The organism is Algirhabdus cladophorae (assembly GCF_044772865.1).
Taxonomy (GTDB): domain Bacteria; phylum Pseudomonadota; class Alphaproteobacteria; order Rhodobacterales; family Rhodobacteraceae; genus Algirhabdus; species Algirhabdus cladophorae.
The window spans coordinates 945,804-965,552 of record NZ_CP173029.1 but is presented as its reverse complement, the minus strand read 5'-3'; the positions used below and the strand labels follow the sequence as shown (position 1 = coordinate 965,552).

General features: G+C 53.8%; 23 protein-coding genes. 8 read left to right on the top strand and 15 right to left on the bottom strand.

Annotated elements, in window-relative coordinates:
- Nucleotides 1–33 precede the first annotated feature (33 nt).
- The 4 genes from ACIRQ6_RS04695 to ACIRQ6_RS04680 are packed head-to-tail and all read right to left on the bottom strand — an operon-like array spanning nucleotide 34 to nucleotide 3,972.
- Nucleotides 34–1,560: a phospholipase D family protein gene (locus tag ACIRQ6_RS04695; protein WP_420862981.1), complete on the bottom strand. Its 1,527-nt coding sequence runs from the start codon at nucleotides 1,558–1,560 to the stop codon at nucleotides 34–36.
- Nucleotides 1,557–3,260: a sensor histidine kinase gene (locus tag ACIRQ6_RS04690; RefSeq protein ID WP_420862980.1), complete on the bottom strand. Its 1,704-nt coding sequence runs from the start codon at nucleotides 3,258–3,260 to the stop codon at nucleotides 1,557–1,559. Before ACIRQ6_RS04690 ends, ACIRQ6_RS04695 begins: the two co-directional genes overlap by 4 nt.
- A complete protein-coding gene (locus tag ACIRQ6_RS04685) occupies nucleotides 3,257–3,811 on the bottom strand; it encodes an RNA polymerase sigma factor (protein WP_420862979.1) in 555 nt (184 codons plus the stop codon). Before ACIRQ6_RS04685 ends, ACIRQ6_RS04690 begins: the two co-directional genes overlap by 4 nt.
- Entirely contained in the window at nucleotides 3,808–3,972 is a 165-nt protein-coding gene (locus tag ACIRQ6_RS04680) for a hypothetical protein (protein WP_420862978.1), read from the bottom strand. Before ACIRQ6_RS04680 ends, ACIRQ6_RS04685 begins: the two co-directional genes overlap by 4 nt.
- 99 nt (nucleotides 3,973–4,071) lie before the next feature.
- Here ACIRQ6_RS04680 and ACIRQ6_RS04675 point away from each other — a divergent pair, with 99 nt between their 5' ends.
- Complete coding sequence (locus ACIRQ6_RS04675; RefSeq protein ID WP_420862977.1) at nucleotides 4,072–4,881, top strand: response regulator; 810 nt, start codon at nucleotides 4,072–4,074, stop codon at nucleotides 4,879–4,881.
- Between the two features lie 3 nt (nucleotides 4,882–4,884).
- On the top strand, nucleotides 4,885–5,508 hold the full coding sequence (locus ACIRQ6_RS04670; protein WP_420862976.1) for an exopolysaccharide biosynthesis protein: 624 nt from the start codon (nucleotides 4,885–4,887) through the stop codon (nucleotides 5,506–5,508).
- A gap of 35 nt (nucleotides 5,509–5,543) precedes the next feature.
- On the opposite strand, the gene ACIRQ6_RS04665 is transcribed toward ACIRQ6_RS04670, so the two are convergent.
- The 3 genes from ACIRQ6_RS04665 to ACIRQ6_RS04655 all read right to left on the bottom strand — a co-directional run bounded on the left by ACIRQ6_RS04665 (nucleotide 5,544) and on the right by ACIRQ6_RS04655 (nucleotide 6,886).
- Entirely contained in the window at nucleotides 5,544–6,041 is a 498-nt protein-coding gene (locus tag ACIRQ6_RS04665; protein ID WP_420862975.1) for a Dps family protein, read from the bottom strand.
- A 29-nt stretch (nucleotides 6,042–6,070) separates the two neighbouring features.
- Nucleotides 6,071–6,232, bottom strand: coding sequence for a DUF1328 domain-containing protein (locus tag ACIRQ6_RS04660; RefSeq protein WP_420862974.1), 162 nt, complete (start codon nucleotides 6,230–6,232; stop codon nucleotides 6,071–6,073).
- A gap of 204 nt (nucleotides 6,233–6,436) precedes the next feature.
- A complete protein-coding gene (locus ACIRQ6_RS04655; RefSeq protein ID WP_420862973.1) occupies nucleotides 6,437–6,886 on the bottom strand; it encodes a hypothetical protein in 450 nt (149 codons plus the stop codon).
- 26 nt (nucleotides 6,887–6,912) lie between these two features.
- On the opposite strand from ACIRQ6_RS04655, the gene ACIRQ6_RS04650 reads away from it, so the two are divergent.
- The 3 genes from ACIRQ6_RS04650 (at nucleotide 6,913) to ACIRQ6_RS04640 (ending at nucleotide 8,315) form a co-directional block, all read left to right on the top strand.
- Nucleotides 6,913–7,641 carry a Crp/Fnr family transcriptional regulator gene (locus tag ACIRQ6_RS04650; RefSeq protein ID WP_420862972.1) on the top strand — a complete coding sequence of 243 codons (729 nt, stop codon included), beginning with the start codon at nucleotides 6,913–6,915 and terminating at the stop codon, nucleotides 7,639–7,641.
- Nucleotides 7,642–7,724: 83 nt separating this feature from the next.
- Nucleotides 7,725–7,964, top strand: a complete 240-nt coding sequence (locus ACIRQ6_RS04645) for a hypothetical protein (RefSeq protein WP_420862971.1) — start codon at nucleotides 7,725–7,727, stop codon at nucleotides 7,962–7,964.
- A 60-nt stretch (nucleotides 7,965–8,024) separates the two neighbouring features.
- A complete protein-coding gene (locus ACIRQ6_RS04640; protein ID WP_420862970.1) occupies nucleotides 8,025–8,315 on the top strand; it encodes a hypothetical protein in 291 nt (96 codons plus the stop codon).
- A gap of 219 nt (nucleotides 8,316–8,534) precedes the next feature.
- Here ACIRQ6_RS04640 and ACIRQ6_RS04635 read toward each other — a convergent pair whose 3' ends face one another.
- From ACIRQ6_RS04635 to ACIRQ6_RS04625, 3 genes are all read right to left on the bottom strand, one after another.
- Complete coding sequence (locus tag ACIRQ6_RS04635; RefSeq protein ID WP_420862969.1) at nucleotides 8,535–8,732, bottom strand: CsbD family protein; 198 nt, start codon at nucleotides 8,730–8,732, stop codon at nucleotides 8,535–8,537.
- Between the two features lie 86 nt (nucleotides 8,733–8,818).
- Complete coding sequence (locus tag ACIRQ6_RS04630; RefSeq protein ID WP_420862968.1) at nucleotides 8,819–9,178, bottom strand: DUF4112 domain-containing protein; 360 nt, start codon at nucleotides 9,176–9,178, stop codon at nucleotides 8,819–8,821.
- 1 nt (nucleotide 9,179) lies between these two features.
- Nucleotides 9,180–9,338: a YqaE/Pmp3 family membrane protein gene (locus ACIRQ6_RS04625; RefSeq protein WP_420862967.1), complete on the bottom strand. Its 159-nt coding sequence runs from the start codon at nucleotides 9,336–9,338 to the stop codon at nucleotides 9,180–9,182.
- A 147-nt stretch (nucleotides 9,339–9,485) separates the two neighbouring features.
- Between ACIRQ6_RS04625 and ACIRQ6_RS04620 the strand changes: the two genes are divergently transcribed.
- Genes ACIRQ6_RS04620 through ACIRQ6_RS04610 form a run of 3 tightly spaced genes read left to right on the top strand, consistent with a single transcriptional unit; the run spans nucleotide 9,486 to nucleotide 11,134 of the window.
- Nucleotides 9,486–9,992 (top strand): hypothetical protein, encoded by a 507-nt coding sequence (locus ACIRQ6_RS04620; RefSeq protein ID WP_420862966.1) that lies wholly within the window; start codon nucleotides 9,486–9,488, stop codon nucleotides 9,990–9,992.
- Nucleotides 9,982–10,380, top strand: coding sequence for a phage holin family protein (locus ACIRQ6_RS04615; protein ID WP_420862965.1), 399 nt, complete (start codon nucleotides 9,982–9,984; stop codon nucleotides 10,378–10,380). Before ACIRQ6_RS04620 ends, ACIRQ6_RS04615 begins: the two co-directional genes overlap by 11 nt.
- Nucleotides 10,373–11,134, top strand: a complete 762-nt coding sequence (locus tag ACIRQ6_RS04610) for a hypothetical protein (protein ID WP_420862964.1) — start codon at nucleotides 10,373–10,375, stop codon at nucleotides 11,132–11,134. The genes ACIRQ6_RS04615 and ACIRQ6_RS04610 overlap by 8 nt, the downstream gene beginning before the upstream one ends.
- 47 nt (nucleotides 11,135–11,181) lie before the next feature.
- Here ACIRQ6_RS04610 and ACIRQ6_RS04605 read toward each other — a convergent pair whose 3' ends face one another.
- The 5 genes from ACIRQ6_RS04605 to ACIRQ6_RS04585 all read right to left on the bottom strand — a co-directional run bounded on the left by ACIRQ6_RS04605 (nucleotide 11,182) and on the right by ACIRQ6_RS04585 (nucleotide 19,705).
- The gene (locus ACIRQ6_RS04605) at nucleotides 11,182–12,171 is read right to left on the bottom strand and encodes a phosphatase domain-containing protein (RefSeq protein WP_420862963.1); all 990 of its coding nucleotides are present in this window, start codon (nucleotides 12,169–12,171) and stop codon (nucleotides 11,182–11,184) included.
- Between the two features lie 3 nt (nucleotides 12,172–12,174).
- On the bottom strand, nucleotides 12,175–12,345 hold the full coding sequence (locus ACIRQ6_RS04600; protein WP_420862962.1) for a hypothetical protein: 171 nt from the start codon (nucleotides 12,343–12,345) through the stop codon (nucleotides 12,175–12,177).
- A gap of 272 nt (nucleotides 12,346–12,617) precedes the next feature.
- Complete coding sequence (locus tag ACIRQ6_RS04595) at nucleotides 12,618–12,800, bottom strand: diguanylate cyclase domain-containing protein (protein WP_420863851.1); 183 nt, start codon at nucleotides 12,798–12,800, stop codon at nucleotides 12,618–12,620.
- Nucleotides 12,801–12,919: 119 nt separating this feature from the next.
- Nucleotides 12,920–19,150, bottom strand: a complete 6,231-nt coding sequence (locus tag ACIRQ6_RS04590; RefSeq protein WP_420862961.1) for a laminin B domain-containing protein — start codon at nucleotides 19,148–19,150, stop codon at nucleotides 12,920–12,922.
- 69 nt (nucleotides 19,151–19,219) lie between these two features.
- Complete coding sequence (locus ACIRQ6_RS04585) at nucleotides 19,220–19,705, bottom strand: Lrp/AsnC family transcriptional regulator (protein WP_420862960.1); 486 nt, start codon at nucleotides 19,703–19,705, stop codon at nucleotides 19,220–19,222.
- Nucleotides 19,706–19,749 lie beyond the last annotated feature (44 nt).

Sequence of the window (19,749 nt, the reverse complement as noted above, 5' to 3'; positions counted from 1 at the left end):
CTGGATCCAGAGCGTGGTTAAAGGGGCCAACAATCACGTCATTTCAGATGGCACACCAGGCAACATCCGAGCATCCTTGCGGGCCGAATCGATCCTGTAGGGCACGACAAATCCCTTGCGATTCTCAGGCTGTAATTGGGCATTTCGCGCCGCCCGCGACGCCCAAGCATCCCGGGCTGACAGGGGATGAAAGAACGATTGCTCTGCATCCTGTCCCAACCAATGCTCAAAACACCGCCGCTTAAGCTGGGCGACCTCCGCAGGGGATTGCGCAGTGATGCCCGCCTCGGTGTCCCAGCGCATGCTTCGACCGTTTAGGTTTGCAGAGGACACAATGCCAAGGTCATCATCAAAAATGGACACTTTCGCATGGAGATATACCAAAGGAGCGCCAAAATGTGCGTCCCGCCCCGGGGATGAATTTGATCTTGGTTGCACAGGTGCGCCAACAAAAAGGCGGTCCTGAAATGCGTCCTCAATCACGTCCAAACATTTGACCTGCATATGTTCACCATAAGCGGCATCAATGCCCCAATCATCTGAAAAGGCTATGTCTTCTGGGGCTGCGGGCAACATCATGACCAAAGTCAGACCGGGTTTCTGCCGTGCTCGTTTGGCCAAAGCCTGTGCCAAAGCGGGATCGCGGAAAAACTGGGTCTCGACATAAATAAACTGTTCTGCATTGGCGATTGCAGTCAAATGCGCATCTTCGATCTCGGACACGACCAAACGCGGCGACATGAAAGGCAACGCCACTTTGCGCTTGGCTGACATTGTGCGCAGCAGATCTTTGGTTTGGGAGGGCCTCCCCCCAGCAAAGACGTCGTCCATTTCCAGCACGTGCTGACGCGCCTCTTGGGCAGCCGTGCCAGTGACAACGACTTGCACGTCATGCCACGTCTGGGATCCCGCCTGTTGATGCTGGGGAGTGTCGTAGCGGCGTTCGTTCACATCCAGCCCCCCGATGTACAGCGTCTTGGCATCAAACACCGCCAGCTTTTGGTGATGGGTTACAGGCACAAGCTGCGGCGGTGGAAATTTTCGCGCGCTCAACGCGCCCCCCCGCTCTATGGCAAGATCTTTGAGGTACGGTGTCTCGTCTAAATTGGCCCCCACATCGGCCATCATTTTTTGCAATTGCGCCTGAACTTCCTTAACCGACCGCGGCCAGAGCAAACTACGTGGCAAGAGCCCCACCCTTGCAGGGTGCATCGCCACGCTGACATGCAGATTTTCAGGATGTTCAGAGGCTTGGGACGCCGCAGTCCACGCCCGCCAACAGCGCCAGGCATATCGATGCTCTTGCATGCGGACCACCGGATCGAAGTCGGTCAAAACCATCCGAATAGTCACGCCACGGTTCAAAGTGTCAACAATCAGATCAAACCACGTGTCACCCATCGCGCGCGCAGCCTTTGAGCGTAACTTGGTTTCGGGATCAAAAATGCGAAAGCTTGCCACGACCTCTGATTTTACCTCCAAAAAAGCCGCTTCAAGTCTGGGGTAGGCCTCTTGGGCGGTGATCAACACCTCGAATTTGCGCGGCTCTGATGGGCTCAAAAATCCCGCGCCTCTTGTTGGAAGTCCTCGATCATAAAACGCAGTGTCAAAGTATAGCTATCGTCAGCTTCCTCAGCATGAATTTTACCGCCCAACTGCATGGCAAAGGCATTCATCAACTGACTGCCCAAACCTGTGCTGTCTTGGTCTTGAACGGGGCCAACAGAATTGGTCATCACCAGCACACAGGCAGAACCATCCTGTTTTAGACTTACGTCAAAGACGCCAGTTTCATCCGCCTTAGCACCCATATATTTCATGGCATTCGTCGCAGCCTCGGCCACCACCAACGACAAAGGGACCGCTTGGTCGGGGTACAGCATAACCGGATCAATATCCGTTTTCAGATCAAAGTTCCTGCCTGCATTGTGAACCAGTTCAACCGAGTTTTCGATAATCTCAGTCACCAAGTTGCCTGCAGCCACACGGCCACCGTTCTGCGACTGATAAAGGTCGCGGTGGATCGTTGCCAAACTTAACACGCGGTCTTGGACACGCCGCAGAACAGCTTTGGTTTCATGGTTTTCGGCATTACGGACTTGCATATTTATGATCGAAGAGATCAGTTGCAGATTGTTTTTGACACGGTGGTGGATCTCTTTAACCAGAACGCCTTTTTCACGCACTACGTCTTCCATTACAGCCTCATCGCGCATGACGTCTTCGCTCATCTGAGCGAAGTTTTCATCTAGCTTCTCGATCTCTAACGGAAGAAACGGATTAGGCTCAAAGGGCTGGTGCGTTCCGCGGTCGTCACCGAATTGATCCATCTTCTGGCGCAAAGTATCGAGATGTCGAATGACCAGTGAATTCATCGCCAGCATTGCGACGCCCATGCTTGCAAACCACATCAAAACAGGAAATGCGGCCGCAATAAACACGTTGGTTTGCCCTGTGTCTTTGCGTGGTTCCCAGACTGCCATAACGGCTGCGGGACTGCCATCAATGGTCACGATGCTATAGCGTCGTTCAACACCTTTCGCGTTCAGTCCGCGAAATGATTGTGGTTCTGTCGTGGATAAATCGGCCAGCGCGCGGTCACGCGGGACTTCTGTTGCCGCGTTGGCAAGGGACGTCCGACTGGTCAAAATCTTACCCTTTTCATTAAAGGTCAGCAGCTCTACCAATCCTAGCCCATCCATACGCTCACTGATGTCGGGCAGGTTATCATGTGGGATCGAGATAGACACAAAGCCAGCAAACACGCCGTCGATTTCGAAAGGCTCAGAGACAACAAAAACCGGCTGTTGGCTGGCTTGGGGCGCTTCGCTTACGATAATCGTTGCGGTCTGGGCCGCCATCGCGCTTTCAAAATTCGGCGCATCGCTGAAATCCAGTACCTGCCGCACGGACGAGCATACCACGATACCCGACAGCGGCAGCACACCAATAAAACTATATTCCTGATTGGCATTTACGAAACGCGACAGGTTGGGTTCGCACGCCTCCGGTGCTGCAAGCAGTTCTGGCGCAACAGTCCCAAACAGCCGCGCCGCGCCAACAGCACGTTCGATCAATAACTGTTCGGTCCGTGCCGCACGTTCCGTAAGCCCCAGCAACGATGCAGCCGCTGTGCGATCTGCCTCCACGGCGACTTGTTGGGTTTGATAGAGCGCAATCAGCCCCAAAGGCAGCAAGGCAACCGTCAGCATGGCCACAAGTTGCACACTCAGGCGGCGATACCACTGGCCGGTCATCATGAGGGAATGTTCGGACTGCCGACCACAGCCATGGTCGCACTATCGGTCAATTCAAGGACCTCATCCTCGTTTAGCTCTAATAACTCCGTCATTTTGGCCCGGGCGCGGTTGACCCGGCTTTTCATCGTTCCCGTCGCCACACCGCACATCTCTGCGGCTTCGTCATAGGAAAATCCGGAGGCACCAACTAAAATGAGGGCCTCGCGATGTTCATCTGCCAGCTTTTGAAACGCATCCTTAAAGTCCAGCAATTGCAAACGGCCATCGTGGTCAGGCTTCACCGACAATGTATCAGAAAACACGTTATCCACGTCAGCCACTTCGCGGTTAAGCTTACGTCGCGAGGAATAATAGGTGTTACGCAAAATGGTAAACAGCCAGGCGCGCATGTTGGTTCCCGGCTGGTACTTGTCCATGTTGGTCCATGCTTTCAGCACCGCATCCTGCATCATATCATCAGCAGTCGCGCGGTTTCTGGTCAAACTGAGGGCAAAGGCGCGCAAGGCCGGTAAATGCGTTACCAGCTCGTCTTTGGGATTTAAATCACTCATTTTTTGCCCTTCAGCTCTTCGTCTTGAGCGCGTAGAACAGACAATAAATCAATAATTTCAGTGGGCATATCATCGCCCTCAAGATCCGAAAAAACCTTCTTTAGGTTCTCATCAATGTACTTTTCGATCTTGTCCTGTTTGGGATCATCATTACTTGCCATTCGGTTTCAATGCCTCATCTCAAAAAATATCACTCCGACGGGAACCAACTTACAAGTCCTGCGTTGGTTCCAAGAATAATTCAAAAAAGGTCAAATAAAATGAATGATACGGCACCGGAGCAAAGTTTTTCCGATCTTCTTGCGGCTGAGCTGCCCTATTTGCGTCGGTACGCGCGAACGCTGACAGGATCACAAACACGCGGTGATAAATACACGGTTGCAACACTTGAGGCTATTCTCAAGGATCGGAGTGATTTTGAGAATGACAACAGCGTCAAAGTAAACCTGTTTCGCTGTTTTCATGCCATTTGGTCCAGTTCCGGCCAGCTTTTTGTCGAAGAAGGCGATGATCTGCGTGCCCGGGCCCACGGATTATTGGCAAAATTGACCGCGAATTCTCGTGAGGCGCTGTTGCTGCGCACGATCGAAGAATTCAGCATCAAAGATATTGCGATCATTATGGATGCAGTCGTTGATGACGTGCGCCGGTTGATTGACGTGGCCAATCGTGAACTTTCCGCCAGTGTGCAAGGACGCATCATGGTGATCGAGGACGAACCAATAATTGCTGCCGATATCGTCGATATCGTATCGGCCCTTGGTCACACGGTAACGGGGGTTGCCCGCACCCACGCGGAGGCCGTGGAGTTGGGCAAAACCGAACCTGCGGATCTAATTTTGGCTGACATCCAATTGGCAGATAATTCTTCGGGCATTGACGCCGTGAATGACTTGCTGAAGGTCATGGATGTGCCAGTGATCTTTATCACGGCTTTCCCCGAGCGTTTGCTGACAGGCGATCGTCCCGAACCTGCATTCTTGATCTCAAAGCCGTTCAAAGAAGCGCAGGTTCAATCGGCGGTCAGCCAAGCCATGTTTTTTGCGTCGACAGCGACCCTCAAGGCATAAGTTGTGGAGGACACTAAACCGTATCAGGCTGATGTATTGCCCGACACGCCTCCGTGCCCACATAGCCTGAGCGAGATTTTGGATCGGGTAATCGAAATCGCCCAGTCCGAGCGTATATCGCTCCGTCAAATTCTACACACCATCGGGGATGCAAGTTTTGCCCCGATGTTGTTGTTGCCTGCCTTAGCCGTTGCAACCCCGTTGAGCGGGATTCCACTCTTTTCGTCGCTTATGGGGGTGGTGATTGTTCTGGTCGCCAGCCAAATGGTTTTGCGTCGCGAGCATTTGTGGCTGCCGGACTGGATACTACGCCGCACCATCAAAGGTCATCTGGTGCGCGACGGCTTTGCAAAAGTTCAACCTGTAGCGAAATGGATGGATGCCCGAACCGCCAGACGGCTCAAGCTGTTTACGCATCGCCCGTTGGTGTTTGTGCCACAGCTGTTGTGCCTGCTGTCTGGAATGATCATGCCGGTGCTGGAGTTTGTCCCGTTCTCATCTTCTATTTTAGGGGCTGGGGTCGCACTTCTGGCCCTTGGCATGTTGACCCGCGACGGGGTGCTGATCATCCTTGGGCTGATACCCTATGCCCTTGTGGGGCGTTTGGTTTGGGCTGCATTAGCATAGTGTCGCCCCCGCCTGAAAAGCGAGGGCGCATTGGTTTACTCGGCCACGAGGGCTTTCAGCATCCATGCGGCCTTCTCGTGGAATGCCGAGCGTTCTGTCGCAAGATCCTCGGTGACCGGATCGTTCTGCTCGCCTGAGATTTTGATCAATGCGTGCAGCCTGTGGGCAACCCGTTCGTGGTCTGCGGCAAGGGCTTTGCACATGTCACCAGCTGACAGTGTCTCGGGGCTGTCGTCCACAACCGAGCGGTTGCGAATATCAGCCATCGACATTGGTGCCATCTGACCCACACCACGGATGCGTTCGGCCACTTCATCAGCGGCTGCGAACATATCCTCATATTGCCCTTCGGTCAGGTTATGGATCGAATAGAACAGCGGGCCTTCCACGTTCCAGTGATAGGCATGCGTCTTGTAGGTTAGCATATATGTGTCCGCCAAAATATCGGCCAGACCACTTGCAATGGTGTCAGTCTTACGGACGCCAGAGGCCACATCGCGGGGTTCAGATATAACGTTTAGTGCTTGTGTCATTTGGGATCTCCTTGGCATTAAGTTCAGATTTAGCTGCGTACAGCCCGCACAATCAGTGTGATCACAAAGAATGCGAGGAAGACGAAAAATAGAATTTGCGCAATGCCAGCAGAGGTCGAGGCAATCCCGCCAAATCCGAAAACGGCTGCAACGATGGCAACCAACAAAAACATTAATGCGTAGTACAGCATGATAAGCTCCTTTGTTGAAGTTCGCGCAGCCGGAACTGCGCTGGATCTGGGAAGACAACGAACCCACAGCCATTTGGTTCCATCCAGATGAATGAAACGATTATGGGTTTCGCGCGTTTGGAACTTGAAACACAGCTTTACAAAGGGACTGACATGATGATCCATCCGGGCCAAGCCGCAGGTCAAAGGCCGTACTTTGATGGATCAGCTGATCTTGATTACGGTCTGTCCATCTTGCGCAACAGATCCGTCTTGCGACACGGATCCATTATGCGCCACTGCGTCAAGCAACATCTCAGTCGTGAACGGCATATCAATAAAAAAGGCAGGAAACCCGACGTCGAAGTGAGTGCCGATTATCACGATTTGCGCTTGCTTGGCCACAGCATCACGCATGACCCGCTTCACGTGATCGTCTTCCAGCAGCAAGGTGGCTCTCACAAACAACGTACTGCCAGCCCCACACACATGAACAACATGCCTGACGTCCGAAAGTGACTTGCCTGAAGACACATGCGCCGCCGGGAAGTGATCCTTCAAAATCCCTTCAACGTCCATCGCTACAATCGGGTCCGGTTCGATAATTATGAAGTTTCTAGCCACGCGTGCCCCCAATAATGGCACCTTCATATCTTGCACAATTCGTGCCTGCATTAATCTATGACATAGGAGACGAAAAAATGGCTACCAAATGTGAGCACTGTCCGTTGCGCGCGCGCGATCAATTTATCCCAATGTCGCAAGAAGAAGTCACTGTGATGCAGCGCTTCAAAGTTGGTGAACTTGTCGTCGACGCAGGCACGCAGATCCTGATGCAAGGCTCAAACAGCCCGCAACTTTTCACAGCACTGCACGGCATGGGCCTGCGGTACAAGTATTTGCCGGATGGCAAGCGGCAAGTTGCAAATTTCCTTTTTCCTGGCGACTTTATCGGCCTACAAGCCGCGATGATGGGCGAGATGGGCCATTCCGTCGAGGCCACAACGAAAATGACACTTTGCGTCTTTGATCGCTCGGCTATGTGGGGCTTTTTTAAGGATAATCCTGAACGGGCTTTCGCGATCACATGGTTGGCTGCTATCGAAGAGCATTTCCTGGGGGATGCCTTGGCCACGGTGGGTCAGCGCACGGCGCTTCAGTCCATCGCTTGGGCGCTCAGCAAGGTCTATTTGCGTGGCCAAGAACTGAACATGGTTTCAAAACATCAAATGCCGATGCCCTACCGCCAGCAAGACCTGGCAGATGCACTGGGCCTGTCTTTGGTGCACACGAACAAGACCTTGGCCGTGCTGCGTAATCGCCAACTGGCCCATTGGTCAGACGGTATTCTGAGCGTGACAAACATCGATGATCTGGCTCAAATCGCAATGATTGAAGACACATGTTCGCTCAAGCGCCCCCTCCTGTAAAAGTCATATTTCCTCAAAAATATTCGGAACGATTGCGCCAGATTTTTGTTGTCTCTTTGTAACCTTAACCAAGGAGATAAAACATGAAAACCACAGCTATCTTCGCGATCGGCGTTGCAACAGTGGCAGTAGCAGCTGGCGTCTACATGATCGACATTGAACAGACACAAGGCGCAAGTTTGCCTGACGTCGATATCTCTGTTGAGGGCGGCAATATGCCCGAATACGACGTAGACGTGGGCACTATTGAGACCGGCACTCAAGAGATCACTTTGGACGTCCCCACAATCGATATCCAAAGTCCTGAAGGCGACAACGGTTAACCACAACCCTTTGGCCTCACGAACGAAAATCACGCAATGACTTTTTAAAGGAGATTCACGATGGCACAGAGTGCAGCGATAGAAAACGATCTAAAGAACGGCAAGGACAGCACGTCCAGCAGTGTCAAAGATCGCGCAGCCAAGACACTTGAAAAGGGCGTCCAAGCCGCTCAGGACACGTTTGAACAGGCCGCGTTCCAAGCAGAACTTGCCACCGAGCAAGCCGGCACAGAACTACGCAAAATAACGGACGCCAGCGCGAAATTCGTGCGCAACAACCCCGGCACCGCTGTGGCCGGAGCGGTTGGCGTAGGCATCCTTGTGGGGCTCGCATTGCGGGGCCGTAGCTAACCACATAAAGCCTCTGAAATTGGCCTGTCACGCGCAATCGTGGCAGGCTTTTTTCTGTCCTGTAAGCCGCGACCGAGCAGGTCTTGGACGCGCGGGTAAATCCAGACGGTGCACAAACAAAATGGGCCTGCCAATCGTGGCAAGCCCATTTCGCTTTTCGTCATCTGTTCACGCCGAGGTACTTAACGTAAGCAGACACGGAAATGTCTTAGGACACCCTCAGCGTTTATTGACCCACTCGTCGAGTTCCTTTTGAACCTCAAGTTTGGCCTTGCCATATTTTTCGCTAATCAGGCCGACCAGCTGTTCACGCTCGCCCTTTGCCTGTTCAATTTCGTCATCCGTCAGCTCGCCGTATTCCTCGCGAAACTCACCTTTCATCTGTGTCCAGTTGCCTTTGATTTGGTCCCAATTCATAATGATCTCCTTTCTGTGAACGGTGTCTGAAAAGAACCCCGGTCGGGCTGGGGGACACCGCGAACCCCTGCCCCGGTACCCGTGGTTTAGGCCGGCATAGGTTTTGCGGAAGCGCGCCGCTCAAGCCGCGCGAACTCTGTGCGCAGCACTGCGACGTTCTTTTTGTGGCTCTTGAACGCGAAATCGAAAAGATCCCCAAAGAACGGGATGGCGCCAACCACCAGATCAAGCCCAGTGTTCCAAACCATCGAACCCAAAGCCCGTTTTCGAATGCCTTTGCGGTGGCCTGCGCGGATCATAAGGGCCGCAGGAACAATGGTGACCGCGTCCCCAACCCCGGGCACGAGACCCAATATGGAATCCCATCCAACAGGCACGCCAAGGACGCTGAATTGGCTATCCAGCGCCTCGGACCACCGTTCGAATTTTTCTAACTCAGCCGACATATTAGCGCCGCGCGATAATGTAGACGGCGTGGACGATACCGGGGATATAACCCAACAGGGTCAGTAGAATATTCAGCCAGAAGTGCCGCGACAGACCGACTTCCAGAAAGACACCGAGTGGCGGTAAAATAACGGCAATGATAATGCGAATTAGGTCCATGATTTGGGTTCCTTCTGTGCGTCTATTTCGCAAGACAAACCCGTCTCGTCTCACATCGTTCCATTGAGCCCGGCAAATAATTTTGGTGGAACGAATTGCTATCGGTCGGGTTTGTTCACCGAATGCAAACGTAAAGAGGAGACAAAAATGTCCAGTCCATCCGATGTAAAAAGCACCCTTCGCGCCGAGGCCAAAGAGGTCGGCGATCGCGCGAAAGCAACCCTAGCGCAAGAGGCCAACGCACGAATGGATCAGGCAAAAGACATGGCCGCTGACAAGACGCAAGAGACTGCAGATGCAGCTGACGCGGCCGCCGCGCAATTCGATCCTGCCTCCCCCCAAGCCGAAGCCATGCAGCATGTGGCAGATCACATCGAAGGTGTCGCATCGCAGCTTCGCCACGCAGACGTCACCAAATTGGCCTCCCAAGCCAGTGACGTGATCCGGCGCAATCCACTCTTATTTATTGGTGGCGCGGCTGTCGCAGGCTTTGCCGCCGCACGTTTCTTGAAGGCGCGTGACCCACAACCGGCCCATAGCGGCCATGATGATCCATGGGGGATGCCATCACCGGCAAAACACAACAGCCCATCGGATCCGTCAGATCACACCACTGTCATGGCCAAAATCAACGGAGGCCGCGATGATGCCTAAACACACCCTCCACGACGCCCCATCACTGTTCGCTGACACCTTAAGGCATTTTACATCACTGGTGCAGGGCGAGATGACATTGGCCAAGGCCGAAATGTCGCGTGCGATCACACGTGCCAGCGCGGGCATTGCCTTACTCGCTGTGGCCTTTTTGATGGCGCTTGTCGCACTTAACGTTTTGGCCTCGGCCGCTGTGGCGTATATCGCCGCCAACGGCCTGTTTAGCGGCGCCGCAGCTTTGATCGTGGGCGGCGCGTTGCTTGGGACTGCCATCGGAATTGGTCTGCTCGGCAAAGCGCGCCTTAGCACCAAAACACTGGTAGCAACAAAGACTGCTACCAACATCCACCAAGATATCACAACTATCAAAGAGGCTTCAAATGTCTGATTTGAAACACATAACCGATCGGGTCGAAGCCGATCGTGCCCAGCTGGCTGTATCCTTAAAGGCCCTCAGTGACACGGTGCACCCCCAAAAACTGTCAAAGGAACTTACCGCGGCAGCCAATGCTTTTGGCGGTGACTTAGCAAGCAAAGCTTGGGACACCCTTCGCGAAAATCCTGCTGGTGGTTTGCTGGTCACCCTCGGTCTGGGCCTTATGGCCAACGGCACTCAGCACCAGAGCGCATCAGCGAAACACCCCACTCCAACGGCTGCCCCACCCAAGGACGCTATGAACGGATTTGACGAACGTGTGGCGCAAGCCGATGCACAGATGCGGTCCGAAATGACCGGCAAAGACACATCGCATCCCGAGGCGTCCCGCCTGCAAGCGGCACTTGACTATGGGCTGGATAGTTTGCCCCCCAAAGCCCGCCAACGCGTCATCAAAGCCAGACAGGCGGTTGTATCGACCCAAGAAACGATCGAGCACCGTTCAAGAAAGGCCGCGCAGAAAACCAAAAGCTTTGCCCATGCCCAGCCGTTGACAGCTGGCGCTTTGGCTCTTGGGTTTGGGGTCCTTGCAGGCAGCCTTTTGCCAAACACACGGCGCGAGGATGAACTGTTGGGACGCAAACGTGATACGCTGATGGCCAACGCACGCAATATTCTTGAGGACGAATTGCTGAAGGCCAAGTCGCAGGCCAAAGATATGATTGCCCGGCAATCCGGTGCCGCTATTCGTGAAAGAAGAGGCTAACGTTTAGGCTAGCTGCTAAGACTGGGCGGCACCTACTACCGACCCTTTCAGGCTCTTTGATCCAGCAACACCGCGCGGTAGTCAAAATCCACTGTGACCTTGACCCCAGCCAATCTGATCTGCTCAAGAGCGTCACAGACCTCCGTCGACAGCTCTTTTTGACTGGGTCGACGGAGGATCACCTGCGTAATCCGACTTGGATAGCGGGCCACGATATCGGCATAGATGTGCGGATCATGTTGGCCCGTGTCCCCTACCAAAGTGAACCCAAGCCGGGGATTGGCACCAAGGATGGTTTCGATTGCATCCGTCTTATGATCCCCGTGGGTGCCTGTTATGAACTGAGATTGCGAAATACCCAAATCGCGCAAAAAGAATGGTCCACTAGGCAATTGTGCCCGCTGGAAAATCACTTGCAGATAACCATAAAGGTTCCAAGGTGACGAACTGACGTAAAAACAGGCCCCGCCCTTAGTCGACAGATAACACAACAAGGCCACTGCATCTGGAAACACCTCGCGTTGGTGCACATTTCCCGTAGCCGAAGTCCACAAGTTTCGGATGAGTGAATACGCACCCGTTCGCAACACTGTATCATCAATGTCAGAGATAACCCCAAAGGCTGCATCGCGCGTATCAAAAACAGGAACGCGGTGCCCCTCAATAGCGCCTTCAGCATGGATATCGATGAACGGCTCAAGCTGCTTGGTGAGGGGTAATTTTAAAGTAAAAAAGCCTTCCTCATCAGTCTGGGTGTGCACGCCGTGATTTGGTGCGGTGATGCGTAGGCCCTGCAATTCGTCCGTTGCAAACAGGCTAAGGAAATCTTTGAAATTCTGCCATTTGGATTGCGGGACAAGACCACTTAACGCGCGTGCTTTAGCAAGAACGCGGCCCCGCAGGACAACATGATCAACAGTGGTATATCCGCCGTAGCAGACAATGATCGGATCGTCGCGTGCCGGGCCGCGTCTGAATTTATCAATCCCGCGTTCGGCCGAGTAGGCCACGCGGGCAAGGGCACGTTTTAGCGCCATCGATTACACGTCGGCAGGCTTACCATGCGAGGACTTGTCAGCGGCCAAAGTTGATTTCGGCGCAGATGGATCATCCATCCGTTTTTGTATTTTGCGTTGACTGATGATCGCCCAGACCACAACGGCCAGCAGCGTCAACAGTGCCAACATCATAACGAAAAATCCGGTTTCCATAGTTTTTTCCTTTCAATAACAGTGTTCCCTTACAAAACGCATGAAACCCTCAGTGGTTCCCTAAAAGCCGTTGGCGCAATCTGCCGCGCCGAACTGTGGCCAAGGGTGCCGCAGGATCCGCGCGTTTCAGCAACGAACCGTCAGATACGGGTCTTCGCAGATCCCTTGGTCAAAAAGCCCACCCCACCAAACTCATCGCTTCAGCCAACGGCTTCGGCTACGAGACAAAGCAGCCTGTGCAACACCGCGCGATCACTCCTCCCTTGGGGGGCTCAGCTCATGAATGACCAAAAAAGCTCGTCGCCACCCAAGTGCCCCAAAAGGTCATTCCGCTTGCCTACCCATTCCAATCGGCGCGCAACTTCAGTCAACACAACATCCCCTGATAGGCGACCCAACGTGTCATTCACCGGTTTGAAACCATCCAAATCGATCAAGCAGAATACAGCCGGCATCGCACCAATGGCGATGATCTGCACAGCCTCACTTGCCACAAAAAGCCCGATGGAATGCGAAAAGGCCAGCCCTGGGCGGCCCTTCGTCGGTTCAAATACCCGATTGCAATTGGTGGGGTCTAAAGCACGCTGATGTCGTCCTCGATCTGGGCCAAAGTGATATTCTCAACCCGCAATATATCCTGCGCACTGAGGGCAAAGACCACGTCAGTTCCGTCTTGACTGGCCACCGCCATGGCATTCGCCACGGATGTGATCCCGGCAATACCGCTGAGTTCAACCGTGTCCTGACCAGATGTGAAATCAAGGATAACATCTGATCCGCTGCCAGCACCGAAGACAAATGTATCCGTCCAATTGCCGCCGGTCAGTTCGTCGTCGCCAGCGCCACCGATCAACCTGTCGGCGCCATTGTCGCCCATCAGTTTGTCGTCGCCCGCACCGCCATCTAGTACGTCCGAGCCGCTGCGCCCCTTCAGGACATCGCCGTTGTTGCCGCCAATCAACACATTGGCCTCATCGTTGCCTTTGAGGGTGTTGCGCCCTGTCAGCGATCCCGTGGCGCTTTCAAAGCCCTCCATGCTGTCGTCATCTGCCTCGCCACGCTCCAGCACACCGCTGTCCAGATCGATGGTCACGCCGCCTTCGCTGGCTGCATAAGACAGCATATCAATACCATCGCCGCCATCAAAGAAATCAATCCCTGTGCCCGCATTGAGCGTGTCGTTGCCGCCGCCCAGTTGCACCACGTCATCGCCTGCCAGATCCCAAACCTCATTGTCCTGATCATCGGTAATAATTTGATCTGCAAAGTTGGTACCTGAATAATCCTCGAACCCCGTGACCCAATCGACCCCGTCGCGCGTCACTTTGGTGGAGGTGATGCTGTCCAAACGTGGATAGGTGCCCAACCATTCGGTCACGGTTGGCACGGTTTCGTCCACGTCCTGTTGGTAGCGCAGATAGGCCTCCCAAGGGTTGATCTGGGCGTCATTCCTGCCCATGTCAAACTCACGCGCTTCGGTTGTGCCTGTGTCCGTCCAGACCGGCATGTCAATCTCATAGCGATAAAAGGCGCGCCCCAAGGACAAATTCAAGACGACGCCGTTGCCCAGACCGGAATAGTCAAGGAAATCACGGCCCGCACCGCCGTCATAAACATCCCCTGCACCAAATTCTGTGCGGCCGCCAACACCGGCCACAACGATGTCATCGCCGTCGCCCGCCTCGACCGTATCGTCGCCTGCCCCATCAAGCAGCGTGTCATCGCCATCATTGCCGATCAACACATCGTCGCCATCGTCGCCGGTGAGGACATTGTCCCCGCCGTCGCCTTCAAGGTAGTCATTGCTGTTGCCGCCAATAAGGTTTTCGATCCCATCGAGGAAGTCAATCTCGCCATCCACAGGCCCCCCAACCACGACATTGTCGATGCCCAAAACCGCATTCGAATTCGTCGACACCGCCAGATTGACCGTTTCAGCATAGCTGGCCGTCGTCACCGTAAAGCGGTAGATGGCATCATTTTGCGCGCCAAACCCGATGCTATCCGTCTCGGTCAGCACAGATTCCACACTCACTGTGCCAAAATCCCATGTCTTAGATTCAGAAAAGCCAAACTCATTTGCGCCAAAGGTGGTGAAGGTATCATAGTAGGCTCTTGTGCCATCGATCTCAATTTGGATCACCTCACTGTCCCAACCGTCGATCAAATAAGCATCAAAGCTGATGCTGATCAGGCCGCGCAGTTCGATCAGGTCCAGATCATGGGTGACCTTGGCAAAGGTCGTGTCCGTATTTCCAGCGTTGGTCAGGCTGATAAACTGGGTAAACCCTGCACCTCCATCATAGACGGCTGCTGATCCGGACATTGCAGTGCTGCCTGATTGCAGCCATGTAACATCCTGATATTCCATATCATTGCGGTTGCTTTCGCGAGTAAACTTGGCAAAGCCAGTTTCCCCTAAAGTCACATCGACGCGCCCCACATCCAGTGGATCCACATCGATACGGGCCAGTTCAACATTCTCTTGGGCTGCTTGCCAGCTGGCCGTGTCGATGCCGTCACCACCATAGATCGCATCGGTGCCAGAGCCGCCATAGATCACATCATCGCCTTGACCGCCGCGCAGGATATCATTGCCACGCCCGCCAAAGATCACATCGCCTGCGGTTTGCGCCAGTTCCTCTGTTTCGACCGAGCCGCGCCCATAAAGGATGTCGTCGCCGTCACCGCCCACAAGGATGTTCGACAAATCATCGCCCTTAAGAACGTCGTCGCCGTCGCCACCACCTAGGTTTTCAATGCCACTGATTTCCAGCGCTCCTTCGGCCCGTGCCACGGCCCCATTTTCCAGATCAACGCTGACATCCGTCCGCAGGGATCCGATGTAATCGCCTGCGAAATAGAGTGTATCGTTGCCTTCCCCACCGACAATAATCGCATTGCCACCATTGGTTGAAAACAGATCATCTCCGCGTCCGCCATTCACATACATCGTGCCGGTGCCGCCATACCGTTCTACAGGTGACAAAAAGCGGATGATGTCGTTGCCGGCGCCCGCATACATGGACTTTTCGATTGAATAGAAGCTGATGATCTCATCATCGCCCGTACCTGCGTGCAAATAGGATCCGACGTTATCGTTTGAAATGATGTAGTCGTTGCCACCGTAGGTCTTGAGGTACATGGCATCAGTGATCACAATATCCGCATATTGGCCTGTGTGAATTTCCTCAAACCCGTTCAATTGGGTGGCGGGGATGCTGCCTGTGTATTCAGTGTCTCTGAAATACCCCATTAGGCTATTTGCATCCGCACTATAGACCTCAGACCGCACGCGCCACGATGTGTCTGCAACCTCACGCAGATCCAAGGTGTCATAGCCGCTACCCCCAACAAGGCGATCGCCTTCATCGGTGCTGGCAGAGGTCACGGTAATGGTGTCATCCCCTGCGCCACCGTCGATGGATTGCTGGCCCAAGCCTTCGAGGAACACGTCATCACCGTCTTCGCCCCGCAGCGAAATCTCGGCAAACCGATCCGCCAGACGACCATCGAACATGTCATCATTGGTGGTGCCGCGAACCTCTTCGATACCGTCAAGGGTGTCTGTAGCGACAATTGTCCCTTCCCCATCTCGGGTCTCTACGGTCATGGTGGCACCATCAAAATCAATGGAGTGACCACTCTGGGCGATCGGGTCGGTGTTGATCACGTCGATCACACCGTACAGCGGATAATCCTGCACATCACCCGCCCCCCTTAAGACCACATTGTCGATACTGGCCTCATCGGGGCCATTGCGGAATTCCCCACGGATATAAATCGCCTCAAGATCAGCCAAAGCCGCAGCAAAATCATCATCCGTGACCGCAGTGGATGTACCTGCCACAACCCAACCGTCCGAGCCGATCAAAGACGCCTGATAATACGTCCATCCGGCACCGGCCACCGGGGCCGTGGTGTTGTAGACATATGTCTGACCATTGCCCTTCAGGATCAGGTTATCCCCTTGGATGGGATTATCCGTAGCCGAGCTATTTTTAAGGTAAAACGAGAGGGAACCGCGGTCATAGGCCGACATATCCCCCAAGTAGCTGGTGGAGGCCGAGAAATACCAAATCCCCGAGCTGTAATCGCTTTGCTGGTAGGCGACGGACCCGTCCACGCCGTCGAAATCCCTGGTAAAGAGGCCCTTTGTAGAATTCGCCACCACTTCGTAGTTGCTTAGGCTCACTGCCTTCCACCCACGGCTGCCGTCGTCAAAATCATCGCTGAGTTCAGCAATAGAGATGTTGAGGTCTTCGATCGTCTGATCGGACAACATCACATTGTCCAACCGGCTGACATCTGCACCGTTGCTCAGATCGCCGCGGATATGAATATCAGTGATGTTTGCCAGAACCGCATCGATCTGTTCTTGGGTTGCAAAGGCGGTCGTGGTGTCGGTCCAGACTTGCGAAGACCCCGCGTCGTGCACACGCCATTGGGATCCTTCTGTCAGCGAAACCGCATTCGTCGTCCAGCCCGCACCGAAACTGTCGATGCTCAGCGATAATGTGATCCCATCGCCATAGATCAGCGCCACATTCAGCGGCGTAATGCCCGACAACAGATCATGGGACAGATCAAACGAGAACGTACCGCCAGATTTATCGGACTGATCGCCCAGAAACTTTTCGGGTGCCACAAAATGCCAAACGCTGCTGGCGTTATCGGTGCCTGTCATTGCAGACCCCGAATTGCCGCGCGGGTCCAGCCCCACATCACCAGCGCCTTGTGTGACCCAACCGTCCACATCCCGATCAAAGAAGCTAAACACGGTGCCTTGGGTGGGAGTGTAGGTGACACGGTCAAAGCCTGCCCCACCGATCAAGCTGTTGTCGCCGCCCTCGCCCATGACAAAGACGTCATCACCCGAGCCACCATCGGCCATATCATCGCCTTGGCCCAGAACCAGCACATCGTTTCCGGATCCGCCGTGCAAATCATCGTCACCCGCATAACCCCGGATCAGATCATCGCCGCCATTGCCTGACAGGGTTTCCCCTTCGTCCGAACCATAGAGGAAATCGGCCAGATCGGAGCCTTCGACGGCCTCGACCTTGATTAAAGTGGCGTTGCGATCAAAGCTGGCGACGCGGGCCTCGCCTGCATCAAGGCCCAGATCAATCCGCGCACCTACTGCGCTGCGCGACTGGAAGGTGACCGTGTCAAACCCAGTGTTGCCATTGATAAAATCGCCAATGCTATCGCCCCCGTCGAGCGTGTCATCGCCAGCGTTGCCTTTCAATTCATCGGCAGCCAACCCGCCCAGCAAGAAATCCTTGCCCTGCTTGCCCGACATGTCCATTGCAACCTGCGCGTCTGAGGCGATCAGGAAATCCGCCGCCTCGGCGTCAGGATCGTCAATGCCCACCATGATCGGGCTATTGTCCGGTCCACCGGATCCATCGGAAATCTGCAATCCACTTTTGATTGCTGTGACAGTCAGTTCAAGACCGTCGCCAAAGACGATGATCTCGGCACCCAAAACCGTATCCACACCGTCGTCAACAAAAGGGTCCGCAGGGCTGGTGTGCGAGATCCGCAAATCATTACCCGATCCGAAAAACTCAAATGAATATTCGGGCAGCAACCCGCGCAGGACCACGCGATCATCCGCGCCTTGGGCAGTGATAACGTCGTCACCATCGCCACCGATAAAGGTATCCGCGCCCGCGCCACCGTTCATCCGGTCATTGCCAGCACCGCCAGACATCACGTTGTCGCCCGCATCACCCTCCAAAAGGTCAGCCACGTCGCTGCCCAAAATGACACCGGGCGCCTGGGCATCAATCGAAACCGCAAAATCGAGGCTTTGGTTGAGAAGGCTTTGCAATTGCAGCTTGGTATCCAGGAAGTCACCAACGGACACACCCCCGTCTACATCAGGGATCAGTTCCCCTACCGCGTCCAACAACTGATCAGCCGGATTGTCCAAATCACCAGCATTAGGCAAGAGCGCTTTGAGTTTCGCGGAAATTGTGTCGAACAGCTTGTTCACGCCCAAGGCTTCGAGGATCGGGTTCACAATCGGCGAGATGACTTTGTCGACGATCTTGTCGACCGCATCCAGCGCCCATTTCACTGGCTTGATCGCAGAACTCAACAGATCCAACGGCTTGGTCAGTGGTGATAATTTGCTGGCAATGTTTTCAAGTTGCTGCTGCGCCTCGGCAGCCGCATCCAAGGCGCTGATCTGAATTGCGTCATTCAGGTCTGAAACAGCATCTTTAGCATCCGAATAGGTCTGGTTGATCCCTGCCACCAGATCGTTTGGCGTGGCAATCAGCGCATCAACGGAATTGATTAGCGTCTCATTGCCGACAATGTCCAAAGCGCATTCCAGTTCCAGACCAGACGCTTGATATTCCGCCAGTTCAATCCGCGCTTCTTTGAGGCCTTCGTCATATTCCTCCAACTTTTCGCGGGCTTCTTTGGCTTTGGTTTTGGCACCACTGTCTTCGATATCTTCATCAATTTGCTTGGCCCGATCACGGACGCTGATCAATGCGTCCTTGATGTCGTCCAACACATCGCCCAGCTTTTTGGCGACAACTTTCAGCGGGCTAATTTTACCAACCAGCTTGAGCGAATCCTTCAGACCATCTGCAAAATCAGCAAGTCCATCAGCAGCGGATTCGATCCGCGCGAAGGTCTCTAAACTGTCCTCAACCCGCTTGGCGACAAATATACTGTCTTTTACAAAACCCCGGACTTCACCCAAGTTTGATTGGGTCTGCGCAAGGTTTTGGTTAAATTCACCAAGCTCAGTATCGGGGATCGCGTTTGGATCAATGGCCATCTCTGTAAGTCCTCGGTACAAATATACCGCAGAGTTAACCATATGACGCTGCGTTAACCTATAGGGTGATTACCCCATTTCAACCTCAGCAACGCCTTCAGACTGATCCTTGATCGGTTCCATAACCACATGGGTTGCAGTGTTGGCCACATGGGGTAAGCCACTGATAACACTTCCTAAAACATAACGATAATCCTTGATATCCCGACTGCGGACCTTCAGCAGATAGTCAAAGCCACCCGCAATCATATGACATTCCTCGATCTCGCTTACACTGCGGGCTGCCTGATCAAATTCCTTGAGCGCGCTTTCGCGTGTGTCCGACAGTTTGACCTCAACAAAAGTGATATGAGAGCGATCCAAAACCGTGGGATTGACCACCGCGCGAAATCCGACAATCGCTCCGTTGCGCACCAGCTTATTCAAGCGGTTCTGACAGGGTGTCTTGGACAGGCCCACTTTTTTTGACAGTTCCGTTACCGGCATACGACCTTCCGCCGACAGAATCTGAAGAATCTTCAGGTCAAAGCGGTCTAATTCCCAAGTTGGGTTCATTTCAAATTCCAATCGACTAATATATTTAAAAAATTCAATCTAAT